The organism is Yoonia sp. SS1-5, from assembly GCF_038443705.2.
Lineage (GTDB): Bacteria > Pseudomonadota > Alphaproteobacteria > Rhodobacterales > Rhodobacteraceae > Yoonia > Yoonia rhodophyticola.
In genome coordinates, this window is record NZ_CP151767.2 from 1028306 (window position 1) to 1053991 (window position 25686).

Below are 25686 nucleotides of genomic sequence, written 5' to 3' on the forward strand. Positions count from 1 at the left end.
CGCGGCGACCCGCGCGATGGTGATGACCAGACACATCTGCATTACATCCGGAACACGCCAAAGCGTGTGTCGTCTATCGGGGCATTCAGGGCGGCGGACAGGGACAAGGCCAGAACCTCGCGGCTTTTGCGCGGGTCAATCACCCCATCATCCCAGAGCCGCGCGCTGGCATAAAGCGGATGCGACTGTTCAGCAAACATATCAATGGTGGGCTGCTTATAGGCGGCTTCTTCTTCGGCCGACCAAGCGCCGCCGCCACGCTCAATCGCGTCGCGCTTGACTGTCGCCAGCACACCAGCCGCCTGTTCGCCCCCCATCACCGAAATCCGGGATGTCGGCCATGACCACATGAAGTTCGGGCTGTAAGCTCTTCCAGACATGCCATAATTTCCCGCCCCGAAGGAGCCACCGACAATCATCGTGATCTTGGGAACCTTCGTTGTCGCCACGGCGGTGACCATCTTTGCCCCATGCCGCGCGATACCCTCGTTTTCGTATTTCTGACCAACCATGAATCCGGTGATGTTCTGCAGAAACACCAGCGGGATCTTACGCTGACTGCATAATTCCACAAAATGCGCGCCCTTTTGTGCGCTTTCGGAAAACAGCACCCCGTTATTGGCAACGATGCCACAGGGCCACCCATCAATATGGGCAAAACCGCAGACAAGCGTTTCGCCAAAGCGGGCCTTGAATTCATCCAGATGTGATCCGTCAACGATCCGGCGGATCACCTCGCGGATATCATAAGGGGTGCGTAGATCAGCGGGGATCACGTCAAACAGAGTGTCGGGATCAACGGCAGGTGGCACGGGCGGCTTGCGAAGGACATCGGGATCCTTGCGCAAACTGCAGGAGGCCACAGCCTGCCGGGCCAAAGCCAAAGCATGGGCGTCATCCTCGGCCAGATAGTCGGCAACCCCTGACAGGCGCGTATGCACGTCGCCGCCGCCCAGATCTTCGGCGCTGACCACCTCGCCCGTGGCCGCCTTGACCAGCGGGGGGCCGGCCAGAAAGATAGTGCCCTGCTCTTTGACGATGATCGACACATCGGCCATGGCAGGTACATAGGCACCACCGGCGGTGCAGGACCCCATCACAACAGCGATTTGCGGGATGCCTTTGGCAGACATCTGCGCCTGATTATAGAAGATCCGGCCAAAGTGGTCGCGGTCAGGGAAAACCTCGTCCTGATTTGGCAGGTTCGCGCCGCCACTGTCGACCAGATAGACGCAAGGCAGATTGCAGGCCTCGGCGATTTCCTGTGCGCGCAGGTGCTTTTTGACGGTGATCGGGAAATACGTCCCACCTTTGACGGTCGCATCATTGCACACGACCATGACGTCCTGCCCGTGGACTGTCCCGACCCCGGCGATCACACCGCCGCAGGGGGCAGCCCCATCATACATGCCGTGGGCTGCCGTTGCGCCCACTTCCAGAAACGAGGAACCGGGATCAAGCAGGTTCGCCACGCGATCACGGGGCAACATCTTGCCGCGTGACAGATGACGGGCGCGGGATTTTTCGCCGCCGCCCAACGCGGCCTTTGCGGCAGCCTCGGTGATGTCGGCCAGTGCCGCCTCATGCGTTGCGCGCGAACTGGTTAAGTCATTCATAGGTCACCTATATCGCGCAGTTCAATCGCCCGTTGCGCGGTCTTCGACAAACGGCAATTCGCCCCAACAATGCTCCGAATGGAGCCGCCTTGGAACAGGGTATAGCGCAAATCACAATCAGCATCGCGAAACGCGATCCAAGCCCGTTGGGCGTCGCGCAGCGCATCGGCTAGCTCCGCAGCCGAGGCGGAGAATTCAGCTCGGCGCGCCTGATATTCTTCATTCAAAATCTCATCCCACACGGCAATTTCCGCGGCCAGACACGCACCGATGCCGACGGTTGTGCTGCCGCCGGGCGTCTCTTGGCATAAGTTCGCCGCAGCGCCGATGCAATCCGGGGTCACATCCCATCCTTGCGCACTATCATGACAGGCGCGCACTGCGGCAGCATCCACCCCAAGCTCTTGCGCAGCTGCGCCTGTGCTCGTCATCGCGAGACATACCGCGCCAATCTGCAGCCCCCGGGAAATTGCCCTTGGCTGCAAGGACTTGCGCCCTCCACCCGGCACCGACTGATCAGCACGCAGGGTCACAGCCCGTCCTCCAAAAGCAATGCCTGCTCGGCCGTGGTCCGCATAATACATTCGGCCAAAGCCGGCGAGCGACCAGTCCCCTCGCCCCAGGCAGCAAAGACGGCGTCGCAGCGGGCGTCGCGATACACGATCCACGCGCGCTGAAAATTCAACAAGGCATCAGCCAAGGATTTGTCATCCCGCCGGGCCGCTGCCATCCGTTCCTGATAGACCGCGTTCAGGCGGTCATCCCAAAAAACGCCTTCCTCACTAAAACAAATAGATTCGGCGTAAGACCCGCCCCCGTCAGCCATGCAAACCCCGCTGGACGCCCCGATGCAGGCCACGCGTTCGGCCCGCAATCGGCTGTTTTCCAGGCAGCGTTCAGTCGCCTCCGGGCTGAAGACAGCCTCTTGCGCGGTCGCCGGTGCGGCAAGACACGCGAAAATCAGCCATGATCGCAGAATATTCATGCGGACGGCTCCTGCAACGACGACGGATCAATGGACTCGCCGCGCGGCCCCACAAAATAGGTGGTGGTCAGACCGCTTTGATGGGCGCAATGAATGACCATGCGCACGATGGGGTCTGGATGCGATGTCGCCGCACAATCGGTCAACGCAGCCCCGTCGCCTGCGGTCGCCACATATGTCGCAGCATAGCGATTGATGACCTCCGTCTCGGTTGGCACCGTGCCCGCCCGTAGCCCAAGATAGGCTGCAAATGCGACCAGGACGATCACAGGCAGGAAAATCATCCGGCGTTTCACGACATCGCGCCCATCAACTCGCGGCCGACCAGCATGCGCCGGATTTCGGATGTCCCTGCCCCGATCTCCATCAGCTTGGCATCGCGGAAAATCCGCGCAACGGGTGCGTCATTCAGGAACCCGGCCCCGCCCATCGCCTGAACGGCCTGATGGGCCTGCTTCATCGCCTCTTCCGAGGCATAAAGACAGCAGGCTGCCGCATCCTGCCGTGTGACAGTGCCCCGGTCACAGGCGCGGGCCACTTCATAGACATAGGCACGGGCGGAATTCATCGCCGTATACATATCCGCGATCTTGCCCTGCATCAGCTGGAAGTTCCCGATGGGTTCGCCGAATTGCTTGCGGCTGCTGATATAGGGCATGACCTCGTCCAGACAGGCGGCCATGATGCCCAACCCAATACCCGCCAGCACCACCCGTTCGTAATCCAGACCTGACATCAGGACACGCACGCCTTTGCCCTCTTCGCCGAGCACGTTTTCAAACGGAACCTGCACGTCGTCAAAGATCAACTCGGCGGTGTTGGACCCGCGCATGCCCAGCTTGTCAAAATGCGGCGATGTGCTGAACCCGGTCATTTCCTTTTCGATAAGAAAGGCCGTGATCCCCTTTGAGCCGGCATCCGGATCGGTCTTGGCATAGACCACCAGCGTGTCGGCATCCGGGCCATTGGTGATCCAGTATTTGTTGCCGTTCAGGCGATAATGGTCGTTGCGCTTTTCTGCGCGCAGCGACATCGACACCACGTCCGATCCTGCCCCCGCCTCGGACATGGCAAGCGCACCAACATGTTCGCCGGAAATCAGCCGGGGCAGATACTTTGCCTTTTGTTCATCATTTCCGTTCAGCTTGATCTGATTGACGCAAAGGTTGGAATGAGCCCCGTACGACAATGAGACAGAGGCGCTGGCGCGCGCGATTTCTTCAATGGCGACTGTGTGCGCGAGGTAGGACATTCCTGCCCCGCCATAATCCTCATCGACGGTTACACCCAAAAGGCCCAACGCCCCCATTTCCGGCCAAAGCTCTGGCGGAAAGGCGTTATTGGCATCAATCGCAGCGGCCATCGGCTTGACCCGCTCCTGCGCCCAGGCATGGACCATATCGCGCAAGGCATTCACATCCTCGCCAAGATCAAACGTCATTGAAGCGTGAAACATGGATGAGAATTCCATTTATTGAACAACTGTTCAATTTCTATCCGGTCTGTTTTGCCCCGTCAAGTTGTCACGTCAAGTTATCTCCGAAGGGCGGCTGACCCGCTGCCCCATGCCGGATCGCAAATATGCGCCCCGGTGATCGCGATCCATATCCACAGCGTCAAGAACTGCCCGACAATCGCGCATGCGAAAGGAATGAAGAAAGCCATCGTTGTCACGGCGCGAAAACCGGCTGTCATCATGACCCGGATCTGGCCTGATGGCGCGACTTCATGCGTCATACTCTGAAGTTTGGTCATAGCAAACCCATCCGCTTCGTCAGCGACAATGGGACAACGCGCACCAGTCGACCAAGGCTGAAACGGGCGACCGAGACTGGCGTGAATGGGCAAGACATCGCGGCGGGCAAGCCCCGGCGACAGCCCTCATCTGGGCATTCAACAGCAGCCTTCAGATGTAAAACACACGACTTGATCTGACATTTCTGCTCTTCTGGAGCGCAATCAAGGAGTGTCGATCAATGACAAGTATTCAAGAGAAGATCATCAAGCCGAAGCTGGGGCTGTTGGAACTGGCCAAACAGCTCGGAAGCGTGTCGCAGGCCTGCAAAGTGATGGGTTATTCGCGGGACAGCTTTTACCGGTTCAGAGAACTTTACGATCAGGGTGGCGAAGAAGCCCTGATGGATCTCAGCCGCCGCAAGCCGGTGATGAAAAACCGCGTGCCAGAACATGTCGAGAAGGCGGTCATCGAACTGGCCATCGACAACCCGGCTCTGGGTCAGAAACGGGCGTCGTGGGAGCTGCAGCAGAAAGGCATCATGGTGTCATCGTCGGGCGTCCGGTCGATCTGGCTGCGTAATGATCTGGAAACCATGAAAAAGCGCCTCAAGGCCCTGGAGGCCCGTGCCGCCCAAGAGGGTATCTTGCTCACCGAGGATCAGTTGGCCGCGCTGGAAAAAGCCAAGGCCAAGAAAGAAGCCCATGGCGAGATCGAGAGCCACCACCCTGGCTATCTGGGCAGCCAGGACACCTATTATGTGGGCACAATGAAGGGCGTCGGACGCATTTATCAACAGACCTTTGTCGATACCTATGCCCGCGTGGCGATCTGCAAGCTCTACACTGAAAAGACGGCAATCACCGCGGCCGACTTGCTGAACGACCGCGTGATCCCGTTCTTTGCAGAGCATGAGATCAGCCTGCTGCGCGTCCTGACAGACCGGGGCACGGAATACTGTGGCAAGGTCGAGAACCACGCCTACCAGCTTTATCTGGCCGTCGAGGACGTGGACCACACCCGAACCAAGGCCAATTCTCCGCAAACAAACGGCATCTGCGAGCGGTTCCATCGCACCATCAAGGATGAGTTCTACGACATCGCATTCCGCAAGAAACTGTATCGGTCAGTCGAAGAGTTGCAGGCCGATCTGGATGCGTGGCTGGCAAAGTACAACGAACAGCGGCCACATTCGGGACGTCACTGCTATGGCAAAACACCTATGCAGACCTTCCGCGAAACGCTACACATCGCTGTCGAGAAGACGATCAAAACGCACGACCAATCGGACAGTGCGCAACCCGTTCTCAGCGTCGCAAGCTGAGATGTCCGTCAGATCAAGTCTGAAGTTTTACACTTCAGGACAGCGAGGCACAGTCGAATATATTCCAAGATCTCTAGACGCTTGCGCCGCACTCGCGCCACGTTTTGTCACTGCTTCCGCGTTGAACCCGCAACTAAAAACCCTTCTCGCTATGTGGATTTTCCGATTTCATACACACATGTCCCGGCGCTCACGAAACCGGCAGCAGGCCAGTGATGGAATTGATCTCTTGGGCGCGTGATGATGGGTCTGCGATCAAGTTTCCTATGCTGTACCCATCGCGGGGTCTTGGCCAAAGCGGTTGTGCAACAATAGGTTTGAGTCTACGTGAGCGTCAACAATCTATGGTTGATACTGATGGCATCGTCAAAGATGTGTAGGCACGTGATTGTTACCGATGCAAAAAGGAATTTCCGGTGAAGTACTCATTCTCTCTAAAACCTCTATTTGTTTGTATTGCCATGGCGATGCCTCTCTCGGCGGAAGCCGTTGAAGTTCGGATCGATGGATCATTTGATGGCATGGCATTTCAATGGGATGGTCTTGGATCCATGCTGGCCCGGTTCCGGGCCGTGATGATCGACGGCGAGCTGAATATCTGCGGGGCCTACACCAATAGTGGCGGCCGGAAATACAGCGATCTGAACCGCGAGGTGATGCGGCAGGCAACGATCAAGATGAATGGGACCCGCCTGCTGAATGATTTGCGGTATTTCAACGTGATCTCGAACAGCCAGAAAGATGTCTATCTTGAAGGATCAAACGCAGCCTGCAGGACGACGGGGATTGCGGCGACGCCGGAAGAAATTGCAACGGTAGAGATTGACGTGCGCAGCGGGACCTATCGCCGCCGATAGACATTTTGCACAACGGCGTAGGATGGATCTTGATCCATCCTGCCCTAACCGCCGGTATGGGACATGTGCCGGCTGACCTGGCCGTCAATTTTCTGGCGTGAATAGTCGAAATCATGCCCTTTGGGTTTTAGCGCAATGGCGGCGCGGATCGCTTCCTCCAACTCGGCGTCGGCTTCCGAAGCCCGCAACGGGCCGCGCAAGTCCGAATGGCCTTCCTGTCCCAGACATGTATAGATTTCGCCGGTGCAGGTGATCCGCACCCTGTTGCAGCTTTCGCAGAAATTATGGGTGAGCGGTGTGATCAACCCGATTTTCTGACCGGTGCTTTCCATCCGCAGATAGCGAGCAGGGCCGCCTGTATTGTCCGGCAGATCTGTCAAGGCAGAGCGTGTCGCAAGTTCGGCACGCAAGTCCTTAAGCGACCAGTATTGGCCCAACCTGTCCTCATTGCCCAGATCGCCCATGGGCATGACCTCGATAAAGGTCAGGTCCATATCCCGCGCGGCACACCAGTCGGTCAGCGTGAAAAGCTCATCCTCGTTGAAACCCTGCAAGGCGACCGTGTTGATCTTGACCCGCAGCCCTGCTTTCTGGGCGGCATCAATGCCACGCAAGACCTGCGGCAGGCGGCCCCAGCGGGTGATGCGCGCAAATTTGTCGTCGTCAAGCGTGTCGAGCGAGACGTTGATCCGGCGGACACCGGCGGCAAAGAGGTCATCAGCGAATTTTTCAAGCTGGCTGCCATTGGTTGTCAGTGTCAACTCGCGCAGCGCCCCGCTATCCAGATGCCGCGACATCGCCCGAAAGAAGGTCATGATATCACGGCGCACCAGCGGCTCGCCCCCTGTGATCCGCAGTTTTTGCACCCCAAGCCGAATGAAAGCGCTGCACATCCGGTCCAGTTCCTCAAGCGTCAGAAGCTCTTTCTTGGGCAGGAAGGTCATGTTTTCCGACATGCAATACACGCAGCGAAAATCGCAGCGGTCGGTAACCGAAACACGCAAATATTCGATGGCGCGCGCGAAGGGATCAATAAGCGGTGCTGTCATTGCGCCAACCTAGGCGCGCGCGGGAGGCTGCGCAAGCGCCAAGCTGGTGCTTGCAACCGCGCTGACTGCCGCATACCGTCACAGCATGACCAGATTATACCTTATGCTTCCCGTTCTGGCCGTTGCAGGCTGTACCTCGCCCTCGTTGCAGGGTCTGTTCGAACCGCCGGGTCAGCCCGTTGTCGAGGTTGCCGTGCCCGCCCCCACGCTGGACCCGACCCCACCGCCGCCGCCGCCGCGCAATGCCACGACGGTCGAGCAATTTGACACAACCACGGATGAAGACAGGGCGGCTGCAATCACGGTTTCGGCAACGCCTGCTGACGCTGCATTGGGAACAACAATTGCCAGCCTCGGGTCGCCGGCCGAGCCCGGCATATGGTTGAAAACCGCGCTTGTGACCGAATTGACCCCGGGTCGGATCACCTATCAGGACAAATCCATCAATGTGGAACTGCGCCCGTCAGGTGGTGCCGCAGGATCAGGCAGTCAGATATCGCTGGCCGCCATGCGCCTGATCGAAGCCCCGTTGACCTCACTCCCCGAGATCACCGTCTTTGCCAGGTAGGATGGATCAAGATCCATCTTACGACGGCAGTTTTTTGGACGCTTCCCTGACGGCAAAAGGTTTCATCTGATTGCCATGCGCATCCAGAAAGGCGGCGACCCTGGCCGCATCGTGTTTGGATAGTTCCCGCAGCCACCATGCAACGGCTTTCTGGATAAACCAGTCATGGTCGTCGACATAAGTGGCGGCCCAGCCCAGAATACGCTCTCGCGCTGCAAGCTCGGCCGGTTTGGGGTGGTTCTGCTTGGTCCAGGGCAGCGTCATCACCAGCGCTGCCCGTTTGGTCCACAGGTGATCGGAGGTTGTCCAGGTTTCGACAATATCCAGGCGCGATGGGTCAGCCACGAGCCGTTTCTGCCCCGCAATGCTGGCGTGATCGGCCACAGCCCATGCGTCAAATGTGGGCACCCAGGATACGATCAGCGCCCAGGCTGCCCCGTCATCCGGCCTGATCCGCGCTTGCGTCAGTAGTTTGGCAGCCGCTATCCGCCCCTCATGGGTATTGCCCGCCCATAGCCCCTTGGCCAGCGCCAGCCTTGCGTCCAGATCGACGGCCGCCCGCCATGTCCTGACCCGTTCGTCAATCACGGGGTTGGCCACCCCCAGATAGGGTCGATCGACCTTGTGATAGCGGTGCATCTCGGACGCTTTTGTTGCGTCCCCGAGGGCGCGAAGTTCGGCGATGGCGGCTTTGGGGGTCATCGTGGTTTGCTCAACAGGTAATCAAGATGGGTGCGGATGGTGGGCCATTCGCTGTTCAGGATGGAATAGACCGCCGTGTCGCGCAGGGTCCCATCGCCAGTGTAGATGTGATTGCGCAGGATACCGTCCAGCTTTGCCCCCAACCGTTCGACCGCCCGCCGGCTTTGATGGTTCAGCGCGTGGGTGCGAAACTCGACCGCGACACAGCCGATGGTTTCAAATGCATGTCCCAGCAACAGCCGTTTGGCTTCGGTGTTCAACGGGGTGCGTTGCACGGATTTCGCGTACCAGGTTGATCCAATCTCAAGGCGGGGCGTATCGTGATCAATATCCATATAGGTGGTCATGCCCACCGCGCGCCCATCGGGGTCAAGCACCGCAAAAGGCACCATCTTACCGGCAGCGGCTTTGGCGTTGCGTGTGTCGACCTCTGTCGCGACTGCGTCAGGATGCGGGACCCAAGTGTACCAAAGTTCATGCAGGTCACCCGCCGCCTGTTGCAGATCCGCGCAATGGGCTTGCGTCAGCGGCACCAGTTGGACATGCGCCCCCGCAAGGCTGACAGGCCCAATCTTCATTCCACTGTGACCGACTTGGCCAGATTGCGGGGCTGGTCCACATCAGTGCCTTTCGCGATGGCCGTGTGATAGGCCAGCAATTGCGCAGGCACGGCATAGAGGATCGGGGCAAGAAACGGGTCAATTTCGGGCATCAGGATTGTGTTCCATACCCCGTCGCCAGCCTCTGCCGCGCCTTTTTGATCGGTGATCAACAACACTTTGCCGCCCCGTGCCATGACCTCTTGCATGTTCGAGACGGTCTTGTCGAACAAAGCATCACGCGGGGCCATGACAATGACCGGCACATGTTTGTCCACCAACGCGATGGGGCCATGTTTCAGTTCGCCTGATGCATAAGCTTCGGCATGTATATAGCTGATTTCTTTTAATTTAAGCGCGCCTTCAAGGGCGAGCGGATACATCGCGCCACGCCCGAGAAACAGGATGTCGCGGGCTTCGGCCAGTTTGCGCGATAGTTCGGACGCCTTGCTTTCAACGGCAAGTGCAAGGTTTAGGACGCCCGGCAGTGCGCGAAGATTGGCGAGCTTGTCGGCAAGCTCTGCATCGGTGATCCGCCCGCGCGCCTGCGCGGCCTGCAGGGCCAGTATCGCCAATGTCGTCAGCTGGCAGGTGAAGGCCTTGGTCGAGGCAACGCCAATTTCCGTACCGGCCAGGATCGGCAGCGGCAGGTCGCTTTCGCGCGCGATCGAACTTTCCGGAACATTCACGACCGACACAATCTTGGCGGCCTTGCCTTCCATGTAGCGCAGGGCGGCAAGCGTATCGGCTGTCTCGCCAGATTGGCTGACGAAGAGCGCGACGGTCCCCGGTGTGACGGGGGGTTCGCGATAGCGGAACTCGGATGCGACATCAACTTCAACCGGGATGCCGGCCAGTTGCTCGAACCAGTATTTCGCAACCAGACAGGCATAGAATGCCGTACCGCAGGCCACCATGCTGAACCGTTCGATCTTCGCAAAGTCAAGACCAGGTTCGGGGAGGGTAATCGCGGTGCCATCGTGATTGATGTAATGCGCCAATGCGCCTTGCAACACCGTTGGCTGCTCGGCGATTTCCTTGGCCATGAAGTGCTTGTAACCAGCCTTATCGACGCGCGCGGTGTCGATCCGGATGATTTTCATGGCCCGATTGGCGATATTCCCTTCTTTGTCGCGGATTTCGACATCATTGCGCGAGATAATCGCCCAATCGCCTTCTTCCAGATAGGTGATCTGATTGGTCATGGGCGCCAGGGCAATCGCATCTGACCCCACGAACATTTCGCCTTCGCCATGCCCGATGGCCAGCGGCGACCCCTTGCGCGCGGCAATCAACAGGTCGTCATGACCGTCAAACAGGAAACAGAGTGCATACGCCCCTTCAAGGCGGGCAATGGTCTGTTCGGCGGCATCACGCGGGCTGAGCCCCTGATCGCGGTAGTAATTGGCAAGCAGGGCAATGGTTTCGGTATCGGTGTCGGTTTCAAAACCCACATCTTTTGTTGCCAGAAATTCGCGCAATTCGCGGAAATTTTCGATGATCCCGTTATGGACAACAGCCACACCGCCAGCCCGGTGCGGGTGTGCATTCCCTGCATTGGGCGCCCCGTGTGTGGCCCAGCGTGTATGCCCGATGCCGGACTTGCCTGGCAGCGGGTCATGCACAAGCATATCGGACAGATTGACCAGCTTGCCCACCGCGCGACGCCTGTCCAGTCGCAGGTCATTGATCGTCGCAATACCTGCGCTGTCATAGCCGCGATATTCCAGCCGCTTAAGCGCCTCGACAAGGATCGGGGCAGCCTCGTGATTGCCCAATACGCCAACAATTCCGCACATTTATGACTTTCCCTTCGCCTTCAAGGCCCGCAATCTGTCGAACATGCGGATTGCAAAACCGCCTTTGTTTTCCTGTCGGGCGCGGCCCACGGCCAGATCGCCCTGCGGCACGTCACGGGTAATCACCGATCCGCTGGCCGTCATGGCCTGATCGCCGATGCTGACCGGGGCCACAAGCATCGTGTTGGACCCGATAAAGGCGTCCGCCCCGATCTGGGTCTTGTGCTTGAAGACCCCGTCGTAATTGCAGGTGATTGTGCCTGCACCAACATTTGATCGGGCGCCAATCGCCGCATCACCGATATAGGAGAGGTGATTGACCTTGGCCCCTTCGGCAATTGCGGCATTCTTGATCTCGACAAAGTTGCCGATTTTGACGCCTTCGGACAGTTCAGCGCCGGGGCGCAGCCGGGCATAGGGGCCGATAACCCCCCCGCGCGAGACGTGGCAGCCCTCAAGATGCGAGAATGCCTTGATATGCGCACCACTTTCGACCGTCACACCGGGGCCGAAAACCACATGCGGTTCGATGATGCTGTCGCGCCGGACGGCCGTATCATGAGCGAAATATACTGTATCCGGCGCAATCAGCGTGACCCCGTCATCCAGCGCGCTTGACCGGGCGCGGCGCTGAAACAGCGCCTCGGCGCGGGCAAGCTCGCTGCGCGAATTGACACCAAGCGTTTCGGCCTCGGCGCAGGTCACGACGGTTGCGGACAGGCCCTTGCTGCGTGCGATCCCGATGATGTCCGTCAGGTAATATTCACCCGCCGCATTGTCGTTGCCAACCGCGTCGATCAGATCGAACAGGGTGCGCGCATCTGCGGCCACAACGCCACTGTTGCACAGCGCCACCGCCCGTTCGGCTTCATCGGCATCCTTGAACTCGACAATCCGGTCCAGCTGGTCATCCTTGACGATCAGCCGGCCATAGCGGCCCGGATCATCAGCCACAAAGCCCAGAACCACGATATCGTGGGTCAGGCGTGCGGCAGTCATGGCCGCAAGTGTTTCGGCCTGAATAAATGGCGTGTCGCCATAAAGGACGATCACGTCCCCTTCAAAACCCTCCAGCGCGGATTGCGCCTGGGCGACCGCATGTGCGGTGCCAAGTTGCTGATCCTGGATGACGACATCCGTATCCGGATCATAGGCTTTGGCCGCTTTTTCCACGTCTGCCGCCCCATGACCGGCGACGATGACGGTTTTAGCGGGGTCAAGGGCGGCACCTGCTTTCATCGCATGTACCAGCATGGGGGCACCAGCGATCTGGTGCAGAACCTTGGGAAGGTCCGAGTTCATGCGCGTGCCCATGCCTGCGCCTAACACGACTAATGCGGTTGCCATTGCTGCCCCTTGTGGTTCTTCTTTGCGGTCTTCTACTTGTCCATGCGATTATCACAAGAGTGGGGGGTTCACATCAGTTTACGTATCGTTACAGAGTGCTGCTAACGAGAGGACCCCGAATGCGCACAGTGATCTTTGACCTCGACGGCACGCTTGCCGATACCAGCGGCGATTTGATTGCCGCGGCAAATACCTGCTTTCGGGCGCTTGACCTTGGCGATCTGCTTGACCCAGTCGCAGATGCGGCAACCGCCCTGCGCGGCGGACGTGCGATGCTGCGTCTTGGGTTTTCGCGGGTGGACGGGTTTGGCGAGGCGGATGTTGACGCGCAATATCCCGCGATACTGGCGGCCTATGCGGCGGATATCGACACGCATACGGTTCTTTATCCCGGTGCCATGGACGCGGTCGAGGCGCTGAAATCGGATGGCTACGCGGTTGGGATCGCAACCAACAAGCCCGAGGGGCTGGCCGAAACCCTGTTGCAAAGCCTCGGGGTCCGGTCGGCATTCGGCTCGCTTATCGGGGCGGATACATTGCCTGTCCGTAAACCGGACCCCGAACACCATTTCGAGGCCGTCCGCCGCGCCGGTGGTGATCCGCGCCGCTCGCTGCTGGTGGGCGATACCGCGACGGATCGGGATACCTCGCGCAATGCGGGCGTTCCGTCCGTTCTTGTCACTTTCGGCCCGGGCGGCGGGGACGTTGCCGCATTGGCGCCGGAGGCCACATTGCAGGACTATGCCGATTTGCCGCGCATCGTGGCAGAGCTGATCGGCTGAAGGGGGCTTTCGCAGTTTTCAAACAGGCGCGCACATCCCATTGACGAACGATCAAACCCGGCACACTCTGCCCCCATGACAGAGCGTTTCACCGGCAGTTTCACCCAGCAGGAACCGATTCCCCCCGCAGGCATCGCGGCGGCCAATGCCGTCATGCAGCACGGGCGGTTGCACCGCTATAATACTGTCGCAGGCGAGGTTGCTGAAACCGCCCTGTTAGAGGTGGAATTTGCCGCCAGCGTTGGTGCGCAATACTGCCTCGCCGTTGCCTCGGGCGGCTATGCGATGACAACCGCTTTGCGCGCCTGCGGGGTTGGCCATGGCGACAAGGTACTGACCAACGCGTTTACGCTCGCGCCGGTCCCCGGTGCGATTGCGGCGGTGGGCGCTTTTCCTGTGTTTGTCGGGGTGACCGAGGATCTGGTGATTGATCTCGATGATCTGGCCGCCAAGCTGGATCAGGCCCGGGTCTTGTTGTTAAGCCATATGCGCGGGCATATCTGCGACATGCGCAAGCTGATGCAGCTTTGCGATGCGGCGGGCGTGACAGTGATCGAGGATTGCGCGCATACAATGGGGGCCAGTTGGGACGGGGTGCCAAGCGGGCGTTGGGGCCGCTTTGGCTGCTATTCGACCCAGACCTACAAGCATATCAATTCCGGCGAGGGGGGCTTGCTGATCTCGGATGACGCCGAGGGGATGGCGCGCGCAATCATGCTATCGGGCAGCTACATGCTGTTCGAGCGGCACATGGCCGCCCCACCGCCCGAGACCTTTGCCCAGATCAAATATGAGACGCCCAATATCTCGGGCCGGATGGACAATCTGCGGGCCGCAATTCTGCGCCCCCAGTTACAGGATCTGAAAACGCAATGTGATCGGTGGAACGCTCTATACGACGTTGTCGCCGATGGTCTGCGGGATGTGCCGGGGCTACGCCTGCCGGTGCGCCCGGCGCAGGAAAGTTTTGTGGCTTCGTCCTTTCAGTTCCTGCTGCTGGACTGGTCATCGCGGGCGATCGCCGATGTGATCGCGCGTTGTGCGGCGCGTGGGGTAGAATTGAAATGGTTCGGTGGGGCGGAACCCACCGGTTTTACATCACGCTATGACAGTTGGCGCTATGCGCCCTCCGCGCCCATGCCGGCGGCTGACAGGATCCTTGCAGGCATCGTGGATATGCGGCTGCCGCTGACATTCTCGGTGGATGATTGTGCGCTGATCGCCCGGATCATCAAGGCCGAGGTCGGGGCCGTCTGGCAAAACCAGGCCGCCGGGCTGCATCAGGCCTCCTAGGCCGCACCCTCTGGTCGGCAATACAACCTACCTTGCAGCGCCGGCACGGCCGTAGCTGGGTCGGTTTGAACAGCTTCTGAGCCTTTCGTAAATAGAATTCCCGCTCGGTTGTGCCGCTGCCGGGATTGGGCGTGACGCGTTGACGTTCATGCGTCTATGTCCGTTGGTGATAGCTGTACGGACGCCCGCCAGATACGCATATGGCTCAACCTGCTTGGGTTTGCGGCTCTCCATCAGTCAGGCGAGTATGGCCCGGTTTGCGCGCCTGCGTCGTCGCCGACAGAGACCGTGTTTGGGGCTAGGTTCAGGAATCAAATGACCCTGCCGCCAGAGATCGCCAGCGCGCCGCGTCAGGCCACTGGCATCCGCTGTTCGACAATCTCGGCCCACCAGCTGCAGCCTGCCGGAATGGCATCATCGTTGAAGTTATATTCAGGATGATGGACTGACGCGCTGTCCCCGTTGCCGACAAGGATATAGGCCCCTGGACGTTCTTCGAGCATGAAGGCAAAGTCTTCGCCCCCCATGACCAAGGGCGCGTCATCGCAGGCCCCCGCCACAGATTTGGCAACATCAGCCGCAAAGGCCGTCTGGTCGTCGTGGTTTACCATGCATGGATAGCCACGATAATAAGTCACCTCCGCTGTTGCACCAAAGGTCGCGGCCGTTCCTTCGCAAATCGCCTTCAACCGGGTTTCGGCCATATCGCGCATCCCCGCTGACATGGTCCGCACCGTGCCTTTCAAATGCACGCGCTGTGCGATTACGTTGAACGCCTTGGACGAGGATTCAATCGACGTGACGGACACCACAATCTGATCCACAGGATCCGCGTTACGGCTGGCGATGGATTGCAGCGCAGTCACAACATGGGCAGCCACAAGCGTGGAATCGACGGTTTCCTGCGGTTTGGCCGCATGGCCGCCCTTCCCCTCAATCGTAATGTCAAACTGATCGGTGGCTGCAAAGAAAGCACCGGGCCGAATGGCGAAGCTGCCCACAGGCTTACCCGGCCAGTTATGCATGCCGTAGACCTCTTGGATGCCAAAGCGATCCATCATGCCGTCTTCGCACATCTCGCGCCCGCCGCCGCCGCCCTCTTCGGCGGGCTGGAAGATCACCGCCACGGTGCCGTCGAAATTCCGGGTCTCTGCCAGATACTGCGCCGCACCCAGCAGCATTGCGGTATGCCCGTCATGGCCGCACGCATGCATGGCGCCGTCAACCTTGGACTTGTAATCAAGCCCGGTCTGTTCATGGATCGGCAGCGCATCCATATCGGCGCGCAGCCCGATCACCTTGCCCGATGTATCCGTCTTGCCCTTGATGAGGCCAACAACACCGGTGCGGCCAATACCCGTCACGATCTCATCACAGCCAAAGGCCTTCAGCTTTTCCGCGACAATGGCTGATGTCCGATGCGTCTCGAAAAGAATTTCAGGGTTTTCGTGCAGATCACGCCGCCAGGCGGTGATTTCAGGCAGCAATTCGGCAAAGCGGTTCTTGACGGGCATGGGGGACCTCCTGTGGGTATGCACCGCGCTATGGTGTCTGAAATCACCGGGAGGTCAAGCAGACACAAAGACACGGTTGGGTGATGGCGAGAGCGTCAATCTTGCAAGCATCTGACGAGAGTATCGAGCGCTGGCAACGGCAGGTTGGAGCCCAAAATACAAAAGTTCTGCATTGCGGCGAAAGTCCGGTTCTACGGCTTAAGTGTTCTCAGGGATATACAAACGACCTCAACATCTGGTTGTCAGAGAAGGGCGTCTCGCTGACCCGCATCCCAATCTTCTCTGCGACTCGGATTGATTCCACGTTCGAATCTCGAATTGTGGAGATGATCGTTCCAAACTCTTCTGCGGCGATCTCGATTACCGCTTTGGCTGCCTCGGTGCCATACCCATTGCCTTGAAATTGCTTGCGCACAGCGTAGCAAATCATTGGGACAGGTTCCCACGGTATCAGCCCGCATAAACCAACGAAATCAGCTTGCCGTGTTTCAATTGCCCAGATGCTGTAACCGAGCTCAGTGTGTTCAGCCATTCGGTTGCATAACCAGCGCTCCGCCTCTGCGAGCGTTTTCTTTTCGAAGATGCGGCCGCCAGAGGTCTCTGGTCTGAGGGTATCGAAAACCGGCTTCAAGTCAGCCTTGAAGAGTTGGCGAATTACTAGTCTCGAAGTGAATATTGGTAAAAGTTGTCGTTGCATCTCTGTCTCAGTTCTCTGACGAGAGCACCATGCCACAAAGTATCATCACGGTTAAGCTAACGTCTGCGCCCCTCCTATGGATGGCAGCAAAGTCCGCAAAGTTGCCTTTACTCAGAAACATTGGGCCTGGAAACCAACATATTGTATGCCGCCATGCTCTGAGTTATTGCAACATCCAAACGACATCGCCTGCTCGCTATTCACACAAAGTATCAACCAATCGTCCGATAAAGGCCTCGCCCTGCCGGAACTGATCGACACTGACATATTCATTGGGCTGATGGGCCTGGGCGATGTCACCCGGCCCACAAATGACGGCTGAATAGCCGCGTTCCTGAAACTGGCCGGCCTCGGTGCCATAACTGACCACATTGCTGGCATTCTCGCCGGTGAGACGGCGCACCAGTGCTTCGGCCTTGCCAGCCTCTTCGGGGACCAGCCCCGGGACGTGGAAATATTGCTCCGCCGTGATGCCGGCATCCGGGTGGATCGCCTGCATCTCGGCCTCAAGCGTCGCAAGCTTATCGGCGAACCGGGCCCGCCAGTCGGCGATATCCTCGCCCGGGACGATCCTGAAATCGAACCCGAAATGGCAATCCTTGGCGGTAATGTTATGGGCGGTCCCACCCGAAATCTTGCCCACATGCAGCGTTGTGTAGGGCGGGTAGAATTCGGCGGCCAATGGCCCCGGGGTTGCAGCAGCGTTCAGCGCGTTCTGCTCATTGGCCCAGTTGATCAGCTTGGCCGCCATCATGATCGCACTGACCCCGTCAGGGGCAAGCGAGGAATGCACCTCGAATCCCTTGAAATGCATGTTGTAGCCGATGCCGCCTTTATGGCCGGTGACCACTTTCATCATCGAAGGCTCGCCCACCAGAACAGTATCGGCGCGCGGCATGCCCATGCTGACCATATGGTCGATCATCGGCGGCGCGCCGAGGCAGCCGACCTCTTCATCATAGCTGAGTGCGATTTGTAGGGGCCGCTTGATCCCCCGTTCCAGCGCAAGCGGCACCGCCGACAGGGCCAACGCGTCGAACCCCTTCATATCGCAGGTCCCGCGACCATAAAGCTTGCCATGACGTTCGGTCACTGTGAAAGGGTCGCTGTCCCAGGCCTGCCCATCAACCGGGACCACATCGGTATGGCCCGACAGAACAACACCCCCGTCAACCTGCGGCCCCACATGGGCATAGATTGCCGCCTTGGTGCCATCCTCATTGGGCACGCGGGTCGAGTCCACGCCAAGATCACGCAGATATTCTTCAACGAAATCAATCAAATCCAGATTGGAATTGCGGCTGACCGTCGGAAAACTGACCAGTTTGTCCATCAGTGTGCGGGCGGTGTGGGTCACGATTTTCCCTTTCGTGCTGCATTTGCCGCCAATCTCATACGCATCTGCGCAAACCGGTAGCACACCAAGTGTCGCCGCTAAACCTGCCAACCGCAAACAGGAATCAGGTTGCGGGACCGCAATTTGATGATACCGTCTACGCAATCGGGTGATACCGATTAGGCAATTGCCGAAAATCTGCGCAAAGCAGAGGCCAAGAAAAAAACGTCTGAACCACCTGGGAGGTTCCTATATGCCCGATGGGGCGCTGCCTGTTCTGGATGTCCGGGACCTGAAAACCGTGTTCAAGACACGCGGTGGTGAAGTACACGCCGTCAATGATGTCAGCTTTGATCTGCGCCCGGGCGAATTGCTGGGTGTTGTGGGGGAAAGCGGTTCGGGCAAATCGGTGACAATGATGTCCCTGCTTGGGTTGCTGCCGTCGCCGCCTGCTGATGTGCGCGGCGGGTCGGTTACCTTTGATGGGAAGAACCTGTTGCAGGTCAATGCCGAAACCTTGCGCGCGGTCCGCGGTGGCAAGATCGGTTTCGTGTTTCAGGATCCCATGACCTCGCTCAACCCGGTCTTTACGGTCGGCAATCAGATCATGGAGCCACTGCGCAAGCATATGGGCATGAACAAGCGCGCGGCGGCCAAGCGCGCGCAAGAGCTGCTGGAGCTTGTGGGCATTCCCGATGCCAAGCGTCGCTTGCTGGATTATCCACACCAGTTTTCGGGCGGGATGCGACAGCGTGTGATGATCGCCATCGCGCTGGCCTGCGACCCGCAGGTGTTGATCGCGGACGAGCCGACCACCGCGTTGGACGTCACCATTCAGGCGCAAATCCTTGAATTGATGAAAGAGCTGCGCACCAAACTGGGCATGGCGGTGATCTGGATCACCCATGACCTGGGTGTGATCGCCGGTATCGCGGATCGGGTCATGGTGATGTATGGCGGCCAGGTGGTCGAACATGCACCGGTCAAAGAGCTGTTTCGCGACCCGCAGCACCCCTATACCCGCGCCTTGCTGAAAACGATCCCGACCATTACCGGCGAACGGGCCGCCCGTCTGACCATCATCGAAGGCCAGCCCCCGATCATGATGCAGGCCCCATCAAGCTGCCCGTTTCGCGACCGCTGCGACGTGGCCTTTGATCGCTGCGCCCGGGAAAACCCGCCGCGTTATGATGTGGGCAACGGCCATGATGCCGCCTGCTTCTTTGACGCCCGCACCGGAGGGCCGCGTCATGCTGGATGATCCGACCAAGCCATTGGTCCGTGTGCGTGACCTCAAGATGCATTTTCCGATCTATGCCGGCCTGTTTCGGCGGCGCGTGGGCGAGGTCAAGGCCGTGGACGGTGTCAGCTTTGACGTGATGGAGGGCGAAACCCTTGGGCTTGTGGGCGAATCCGGTTGCGGCAAATCCACCTGCGGCCGCGCGGTGCTGCGCCTTTATGACATAACCTCGGGCGAGATCAGCATTGACGGGCGCGAGATCGGGCCGACCCCGCAGGCCAAGCTGCGCGAGATGCGCCCCACCATGCAGATGGTCTTTCAGGACCCGCAAGCGTCCTTGAACCCGCGCATGACGGTCGAGGCGATCATCAAGGAACCCTTGGACGAGCATACAAAGCTGTCAGAGGCTGAAAAGCGCGCCAAGGTGGCCGAATTGATGGATGCCGTTGGTCTGAACCGGAAATTCGCAAAACGCTATCCGCATGCGTTTTCCGGCGGGCAGCGCCAGAGGATCGGGATTGCGCGTGCCCTGGCCCTGAACCCCAAATTTATTGTCTGCGACGAGCCGATTGCCGCACTGGACGTGTCCATTCAGGCCCAGGTCGTCAACCTGCTGGAGGATCTGCAGGAACAGTTCGGCCTGACCTATCTGTTTATCAGTCACGATCTGTCCATGGTGCGCCATATCGCAACCCGTGTTGCGGTGATGTATCTGGGCAAGGTCGTGGAACTGGCCCCGCGCGAGGCGCTTTATGCCGATCCCTTGCATCCCTACACCCGTGCGCTGCTATCGGCGGTGCCCGAGCCGGACCCGAGTCTGGAAGGCAAGGTCGAACGGATCATCCTGCAAGGCGATGTGCCCTCGCCGTCAAACCCGCCGGAGGGATGTAATTTCTGTACCCGCTGCCCATCGGTGATGGATATCTGCAAACAGATCGAACCCGAATATCGCGAGGTGCGCCCGGGCCGTTTCACGGCCTGCCATCTCTATAATGACACTGCGGATTAACCGCAGGTTTCGAGGCAAATAAGAGCAAACCAACAAGGAGAAGATAACATGAAACTCACAACAGCCCTGATGGGCGCGGCGGCCAGTATCGCCCTTGTCCCAATGGCCTATGCCGATGGACATGTCGGCGAGCGTGGCCGTGACGGCCAGCTGAACATCATCTACTGGCAGGCCCCGTCCATCCTGAACCCCTATCTGTCAGGCGGGACCAAGGATCTTGAATCCGCCTCGATGATCATCGAACCCCTTGGCCGCTATGATGAAACCGGCGCGCTGGTCGCATATCTGGCCGAGGAAATTCCGACTGTCGCCAATGGCGGTGTGGCTGAGGATCTGACCTCGATCACATGGAAGCTTAAGAAAGATCTCGTATGGTCCGACGGCACCCCTGTCACCTCCGAAGATGTGCGCTTTACGGCTGAGTATTGCATGCATCCCGAGGGTGGCTGCGCCCAGTTGTCCAAATTCGAAGGCGTGCAAAGCGTTGAAGTCATTGACGATCTGACCGTCAAAGTGACCTTCGACAGTCCCAAGCCGAACCCGTATGGTCCGTTCATGGGCGGCCAGTCACCCATCATTCAGGCAGCGCAATTTGCCGATTGCCTGGGCGCAAAGGCCCCTGAATGTACCGATGCCAATTTTGGACCTATCGGAACCGGCCCATTTGTGGTCACGGACTTCCGTACAAATGACGTCATCCAAATGGAAGCCAACCCGAATTTCCGCGAAGAGGGCAAACCTGCCTTTGCAACCGTGACCTTCAAAGGGGGCGGTGATGCAACAGCTGCCGGCCGTGCGGTTCTGGAAACGGGCGAGTTTGACTATGCCTGGAACCTGCAGCTGGCACCGGATGTGATTTCGTCGATGGCCGAAGCTGGCGTCGGCACACCCGTCTCGGCATTCGGGACATTGGTCGAGCGGATTGAGATGAACATGACCAATCCGTCGCCAGACCTGCCCGAAGGTGAGCGTTCGACAGCCGCCCACCCGCACCCGTTCCTGAGTGACGAGGCCGTCCGCCGTGCGATGTCCATGGCCATCGACCGCGAATTGCTGGTTGAGGTCGGGTATGGTCAGGCCGGTCGTCCGACCTGTAATCTGGTTCCTGGTCCGGAAATCTATGCCTCTGACAATACCGAATGCCTGACACAGGATATTGATGGCGCCAAGGCGCTGCTGGATGGCGCAGGTTGGGTCGACAGCAATGGCGACGGCGTGCGCGAAAAGGACGGTGTGGAACTGCGTGTCCTTTATCAGACATCGACCAACGCCGTGCGCCAGGACTTTCAGGCGCTGATCAAGGAATGGTGGGGCGAGATCGGTATCGACACCGAATTGCGCAACATTGATGCGTCAGTCTTCTTTGGCGGTGACCCGGGGTCTCCTGACACGTTCCAGAAGTTCTATGCAGACGTGGAAATGTACGCCAACAACTTTGATGGCACCGATCCGCAGGCCTATCTGTCTGCCTATACCTGCGACAAGGCCCCGCGCCCTGAAACGCAGTGGCAGGGCGAAAACATCAACCGTTTCTGTGACCCTGAATATGATGCGCTGGTCGCTGAACTGGGTGCAACGGCTGATATCGAAGCCCGTGGCGAGATTGCCCGCAAGCTCAATGACATGCTGACCAAGGACAGCATGACCATCGTGCCACTGGTTGATCGTGGTCGCGTGTCGGCCCATGCCAACAGCCTGGGTGGCGTGATCCTGAACACCTGGGACAGCGAATTGTGGAACGTCGCTGACTGGTATCGCATCGGCGAATAACACTCCGGATGGATCAAGATCTATCCTACGCCATTCGTTCTGTGGGGCGGGCATGCCTGCCCCACAGATCCTTTTGACAAGTTCTGACCTGAGGCGTCGCAATGCTGACATACACTATTCGCAGATTGCTGTTGTCGATCCCGACGCTTTTGTTCATCGCTTTCGTCATCTTCATGCTGCTGGAGCTGGCCCCGGGTGATCCGATGGCCCAGATGCCCCTGACCATCCCCCCCGAGGTGAAGGAAAAGATGCGTCTGGCCCTTGGTCTGGGCGAGCCGTGGTATGTGCGGTTTCCCCTCTGGCTCAAGCAGTTTTTTATTGTTGAGCCGCAATACTGGATCGACAATACATTTGGCACCAATTTTGCGAATGGTGCCCAGCGCATCATCAGCTTTCAGTCCCGCAGCCCGGTGTTCGACACCATCGCCGAACGGATGCCCCAGACCCTGTGGGTGGTCGGCATGTCCTATATCGTGGGTGTCCTGATCGCCCTGCCAATCGGGATCATCTCGGCCTATCGTCAGTATTCGGTCTTTGACCAGGCCGGTACTTTTGTGTCGATGATCGGCTTTTCCGTGCCCCCCTTCTTTTCCGGCGTTCTGCTGATCGTGATCTTTTCGGTGCAGCTAAAGTGGCTGCCCTCCATTTACGACACCACCCATGTGGTCAATGACTGGGCCAGCTTCAAAGTGCAGCTGCAGCAGATGATCATGCCCGTCATGGTTTTGGCCCTGCAGACCACCGCACAGGTCAGCCGTTATATGCGCGCCTCGATGCTGGATAATCTGGGGCAGGACTATGTCCGCACTGCCCGGGCCAAGGGCATGTCGGAAAGCATCGTGGTCATGAAGCATGTGCTGCGCAATTCCATGATCCCGGTTGTGACGGTCATTGCACTGGGCATTCCATCCATCTTTGGCGGCGCCATCATCACCGAACAGATCTTTAAGGTGAACGGGCTGGGCCAGCTGTTGATCATTGCGCTGCAGGGTTCGGACATTCCCATGGTCATGACGATCACCTTTCTGCTGGCAGTGCTGATCGTGTTGATGAACCTGATCGCCGATGTGCTTTATGGTATTCTGGACCCGAGGATCCGCTATGACTGATGCAAGCCTCGCCACCGAAGTGGCCGAAAAGCCCCGCAATCAATGGTGGGATGTCTGGGCCCAATTCAGGACGCATAAGGGCGCGGTTGCGGGCCTGTTCTTTTTGATCTTCATTACCCTTTTCGTCACGGTCGGCCCGCTGATCTGGGGCATTGATCCGGGCAAGCTGGACATCCGCAACAAGGACGTTCGCCCGATCTACATGGCCATCTTTGACAGCGGGGCCAAGGTCAGCTGGGCCAACCCGATGGGCACAGACAATCTGGGTCGCGACATCATGGCCAATATCATGCAAGGCGGGCGGATCAGCCTTGCGGTGGGGTGGACGGCCATGATCCTTGCGGTCTTTCTTGGCACCCTGATTGGCGTTCTGGCCGGGTATTTCAAGCGGCTGGACGGGCTGCTGATGCGCTTTACCGATCTGGTTCTAGCGCTGCCGCTATTGCCCCTGCTGCTGGTCATGATGCTGCTGTTTCGCGACCCGCTGCGGGCAGCCTTTGGGCCAGAGAACGGGATTTTCATTCTGATCGTCACAGGCATCGGGATCACGTCATGGATGCAGACCGCGCGGATCGTGCGCGGTGACGTCATGGCGCTGAAAGAGCGCGAATTTGTTCTGGCCGCCCGGTCCATTGGCACCCCTGCCCGCCGCATGATCACGCGGCACCTGCTGCCGAATGTGCTGTCCCCCATCATGGTGTCGGCCACGCTGGGCTTGGCCACAGCGATCATCACGGAAAGTGCGTTGTCATTTCTGGGGCTGGGCTTTCCATCTGATTTCCCGACCTGGGGCAAGATCCTGTTTGACAGTGTGGACCGCATGACGGCGTTTCCCGAACGCGTGATCTGGCCGGGGTTGGCCATCTCGCTGACGGTCCTGTCGGTCAACTATATTGGTGACGGGCTGCGGGACGCGCTGGATCCGCGCATCCGCGGGCAATAGGGGTGCGGACCCTATTCCATGTGCTTGCGGATGCGGTTGACCATGAACCAGACCAGCAACAGTACAACCGGTGTCGAGACCGCCGCCAATAGCGGTTTGCTGACGCCCAACGCCTCGACCGGGCCCAGCATATACAGCACCAGATTGACCGCGTAGTAGCTGATCGCCACAACAGACAGCCCTTCGACCGTGCGTTGTAGACGCAGTTGCAGGTCGGCGCGCCTGTCCATGCTGGTCAGCAATTCCTGGTTCTGGGCCGACCGTTCCACATCGACCCGGGTGCGCAGCAGATCGCCCGCGCGCAACGCCCGGTCGGACATGGCCTGCAGGCGGCGTTCGGTCGATTTGACCGTGCGCATGGCCGGATCAAACCGGCGCATCATGAATTCCCCGAATGTCTGTCGGCCGGCAAAACGTTCCTCGCGCAGCACGTCGATGCGTTGATTGACAATGGTCTCGTAAGCCCCTGTCGCACCAAAGCGGAACTCTGACTGCGCGATGATGTCTTCCAACTCGGCCGAGACTTCCAGAAGTTCGTGCAGCACGGATGCCGCATCTACCCCGTCCCCACGCATATCGCCCAACAGCTTGGTCAGCGTCCGGTCAGCCTTGGCCATCGGCGCCCCGAGCGACCGGGCCCGGGTCAGGCCCAGCATGGCCATCGCCTTATAGGTCTCAACCTCGCACATCCGCTGCACCACGCGGCCAATCCTGCGGTCATCCACATCCGGGCGGGCAAAAGCGGCAAAGCGCATGTGACCTGCATGATCAATGCGAAAATCGGCGGCGATGACCAGATCATCCTCGACCACGCGACTGATCGCCACGCTTTCCGGGACGAACCAGTCATTCACCTTGTCGGCAATCCCGTCATCGTCTTCGGCAATTTCGATACGGATCAGGGCAGAGGTGATCCGGGTTCCGGGCGCGTTTTCCAGCCATTCCTCGGGAAAGACAGAAAAGGTAGCGGCATCAAAGGGGCGATCGGCGAGGCCTTCGCCGAACAATGTGTAGGTTACAAACTCGGTATGGCTTTCCCATTTCAGCTTGTGCTTGCCGATGGTCCCGAAATAGTGGGTCGCCCCCGGTGCGGGATGATCCGCGCCGAACCGGTCGAGCAGATCAATCAGATGCGCCCTGTCGATATCGCGATCCCGGCCTGCGGCATTTTCGGCAGGCTTGATGGCAAGATAGGCGGCCCGGCTGGGTGCGTCGACCGACGGGAACGGGCGCGCATGCAACTCGTTCGCCATCGTGTAGCGCAATGGATGATCGGCAATCGGTGGCATCGCCCCGCCTTGTTGCAACATTGTTCTGATTGCAACCTAGCGGGGTTTTGCCGTCTGTAAACAAGAAATCGTTATTTTAGAAAAGGTTAGAGGCACACGTTGGTATACAATGCGCCTCTGATG

25 protein-coding genes are annotated in these 25686 nt (G+C 58.9%); 10 read left to right on the top strand and 15 right to left on the bottom strand.

Annotated features, from left to right (window positions below):
- Positions 1–41 precede the first annotated feature (41 nt).
- From AABB31_RS06705 to AABB31_RS06730, 6 genes are all read right to left on the bottom strand, one after another.
- Entirely contained in the window at positions 42–1616 is a 1575-nt protein-coding gene (locus tag AABB31_RS06705) for a carboxyl transferase domain-containing protein (RefSeq protein ID WP_342075244.1), read from the bottom strand.
- Entirely contained in the window at positions 1613–2047 is a 435-nt protein-coding gene (locus AABB31_RS06710; protein WP_373635558.1) for a lysozyme inhibitor LprI family protein, read from the bottom strand. Before AABB31_RS06710 ends, AABB31_RS06705 begins: the two co-directional genes overlap by 4 nt.
- A 98-nt stretch (positions 2048–2145) precedes the next feature.
- Positions 2146–2601, bottom strand: coding sequence for a lysozyme inhibitor LprI family protein (locus AABB31_RS06715; protein WP_342075242.1), 456 nt, complete (start codon positions 2599–2601; stop codon positions 2146–2148).
- Positions 2598–2897 (bottom strand): hypothetical protein, encoded by a 300-nt coding sequence (locus AABB31_RS06720; RefSeq protein ID WP_342075241.1) that lies wholly within the window; start codon positions 2895–2897, stop codon positions 2598–2600. Before AABB31_RS06720 ends, AABB31_RS06715 begins: the two co-directional genes overlap by 4 nt.
- Positions 2894–4057 (bottom strand): isovaleryl-CoA dehydrogenase, encoded by a 1164-nt coding sequence (locus AABB31_RS06725; protein ID WP_342075240.1) that lies wholly within the window; start codon positions 4055–4057, stop codon positions 2894–2896. Before AABB31_RS06725 ends, AABB31_RS06720 begins: the two co-directional genes overlap by 4 nt.
- Positions 4058–4134: 77 nt before the next feature.
- A complete protein-coding gene (locus tag AABB31_RS06730) occupies positions 4135–4338 on the bottom strand; it encodes a hypothetical protein (protein ID WP_342075239.1) in 204 nt (67 codons plus the stop codon).
- 239 nt (positions 4339–4577) lie between these two features.
- Between AABB31_RS06730 and AABB31_RS06735 the strand changes: the two genes are divergently transcribed.
- Together AABB31_RS06735 and AABB31_RS06740 are read left to right on the top strand one after the other, a co-directional pair.
- Positions 4578–5660 (top strand): IS481 family transposase, encoded by a 1083-nt coding sequence (locus tag AABB31_RS06735; RefSeq protein ID WP_342074941.1) that lies wholly within the window; start codon positions 4578–4580, stop codon positions 5658–5660.
- 521 nt (positions 5661–6181) lie between these two features.
- On the top strand, positions 6182–6517 hold the full coding sequence (locus AABB31_RS06740; RefSeq protein WP_342075238.1) for a hypothetical protein: 336 nt from the start codon (positions 6182–6184) through the stop codon (positions 6515–6517).
- A 44-nt stretch (positions 6518–6561) separates the two neighbouring features.
- On the opposite strand, the gene moaA is transcribed toward AABB31_RS06740, so the two are convergent.
- Positions 6562–7566, bottom strand: coding sequence for a GTP 3',8-cyclase MoaA (gene moaA, locus AABB31_RS06745; RefSeq protein WP_342075237.1), 1005 nt, complete (start codon positions 7564–7566; stop codon positions 6562–6564).
- Between the two features lie 85 nt (positions 7567–7651).
- Between moaA and AABB31_RS06750 the strand changes: the two genes are divergently transcribed.
- Positions 7652–8134, top strand: a complete 483-nt coding sequence (locus AABB31_RS06750) for a D-galactarate dehydratase (RefSeq protein ID WP_342075236.1) — start codon at positions 7652–7654, stop codon at positions 8132–8134.
- An 18-nt stretch (positions 8135–8152) separates the two neighbouring features.
- Here the strand turns inward: AABB31_RS06750 and AABB31_RS06755 are convergent, their stop codons facing one another.
- The 4 genes from AABB31_RS06755 to glmU are packed head-to-tail and all read right to left on the bottom strand — an operon-like array spanning position 8153 to position 12581.
- Positions 8153–8836 (bottom strand): DNA alkylation repair protein, encoded by a 684-nt coding sequence (locus AABB31_RS06755; RefSeq protein WP_342075235.1) that lies wholly within the window; start codon positions 8834–8836, stop codon positions 8153–8155.
- Positions 8833–9414, bottom strand: a complete 582-nt coding sequence (locus AABB31_RS06760; RefSeq protein WP_342075234.1) for a GNAT family protein — start codon at positions 9412–9414, stop codon at positions 8833–8835. The genes AABB31_RS06755 and AABB31_RS06760 overlap by 4 nt, the downstream gene beginning before the upstream one ends.
- The gene (glmS, locus tag AABB31_RS06765) at positions 9411–11234 is read right to left on the bottom strand and encodes a glutamine--fructose-6-phosphate transaminase (isomerizing) (protein WP_373635559.1); all 1824 of its coding nucleotides are present in this window, start codon (positions 11232–11234) and stop codon (positions 9411–9413) included. Before glmS ends, AABB31_RS06760 begins: the two co-directional genes overlap by 4 nt.
- Positions 11235–12581 carry a bifunctional UDP-N-acetylglucosamine diphosphorylase/glucosamine-1-phosphate N-acetyltransferase GlmU gene (glmU, locus tag AABB31_RS06770; protein WP_342075233.1) on the bottom strand — a complete coding sequence of 449 codons (1347 nt, stop codon included), beginning with the start codon at positions 12579–12581 and terminating at the stop codon, positions 11235–11237.
- 119 nt (positions 12582–12700) lie between these two features.
- Between glmU and AABB31_RS06775 the strand changes: the two genes are divergently transcribed.
- Positions 12701–13363: an HAD-IA family hydrolase gene (locus AABB31_RS06775; protein WP_342075232.1), complete on the top strand. Its 663-nt coding sequence runs from the start codon at positions 12701–12703 to the stop codon at positions 13361–13363.
- Positions 13364–13438: 75 nt separating this feature from the next.
- Complete coding sequence (locus AABB31_RS06780) at positions 13439–14656, top strand: aminotransferase class I/II-fold pyridoxal phosphate-dependent enzyme (RefSeq protein ID WP_342075231.1); 1218 nt, start codon at positions 13439–13441, stop codon at positions 14654–14656.
- A gap of 350 nt (positions 14657–15006) precedes the next feature.
- Here the strand turns inward: AABB31_RS06780 and AABB31_RS06785 are convergent, their stop codons facing one another.
- From AABB31_RS06785 to argE, 3 genes are all read right to left on the bottom strand, one after another.
- Positions 15007–16170: a M20 aminoacylase family protein gene (locus AABB31_RS06785; protein ID WP_342075230.1), complete on the bottom strand. Its 1164-nt coding sequence runs from the start codon at positions 16168–16170 to the stop codon at positions 15007–15009.
- A gap of 208 nt (positions 16171–16378) precedes the next feature.
- The gene (locus AABB31_RS06790; protein ID WP_342075229.1) at positions 16379–16867 is read right to left on the bottom strand and encodes a GNAT family N-acetyltransferase; all 489 of its coding nucleotides are present in this window, start codon (positions 16865–16867) and stop codon (positions 16379–16381) included.
- Between the two features lie 196 nt (positions 16868–17063).
- Positions 17064–18200 carry an acetylornithine deacetylase gene (gene argE / locus AABB31_RS06795; RefSeq protein ID WP_373635789.1) on the bottom strand — a complete coding sequence of 379 codons (1137 nt, stop codon included), beginning with the start codon at positions 18198–18200 and terminating at the stop codon, positions 17064–17066.
- Positions 18201–18456: 256 nt separating this feature from the next.
- On the opposite strand from argE, the gene AABB31_RS06800 reads away from it, so the two are divergent.
- The 5 genes from AABB31_RS06800 to AABB31_RS06820 all read left to right on the top strand — a co-directional run bounded on the left by AABB31_RS06800 (position 18457) and on the right by AABB31_RS06820 (position 24274).
- Positions 18457–19464, top strand: coding sequence for an ABC transporter ATP-binding protein (locus AABB31_RS06800; RefSeq protein ID WP_342075228.1), 1008 nt, complete (start codon positions 18457–18459; stop codon positions 19462–19464).
- Entirely contained in the window at positions 19454–20452 is a 999-nt protein-coding gene (locus AABB31_RS06805; protein WP_342075227.1) for a dipeptide ABC transporter ATP-binding protein, read from the top strand. The genes AABB31_RS06800 and AABB31_RS06805 overlap by 11 nt, the downstream gene beginning before the upstream one ends.
- A gap of 48 nt (positions 20453–20500) precedes the next feature.
- Positions 20501–22222 carry a peptide ABC transporter substrate-binding protein gene (locus AABB31_RS06810; RefSeq protein WP_342075226.1) on the top strand — a complete coding sequence of 574 codons (1722 nt, stop codon included), beginning with the start codon at positions 20501–20503 and terminating at the stop codon, positions 22220–22222.
- Between the two features lie 101 nt (positions 22223–22323).
- A complete protein-coding gene (locus tag AABB31_RS06815) occupies positions 22324–23331 on the top strand; it encodes an ABC transporter permease (protein WP_342075225.1) in 1008 nt (335 codons plus the stop codon).
- Complete coding sequence (locus AABB31_RS06820) at positions 23324–24274, top strand: ABC transporter permease (RefSeq protein WP_342075224.1); 951 nt, start codon at positions 23324–23326, stop codon at positions 24272–24274. Before AABB31_RS06815 ends, AABB31_RS06820 begins: the two co-directional genes overlap by 8 nt.
- 11 nt (positions 24275–24285) lie before the next feature.
- Here AABB31_RS06820 and AABB31_RS06825 read toward each other — a convergent pair whose 3' ends face one another.
- Positions 24286–25563, bottom strand: a complete 1278-nt coding sequence (locus AABB31_RS06825) for a DUF3422 domain-containing protein (RefSeq protein ID WP_342075223.1) — start codon at positions 25561–25563, stop codon at positions 24286–24288.
- Positions 25564–25686 lie beyond the last annotated feature (123 nt).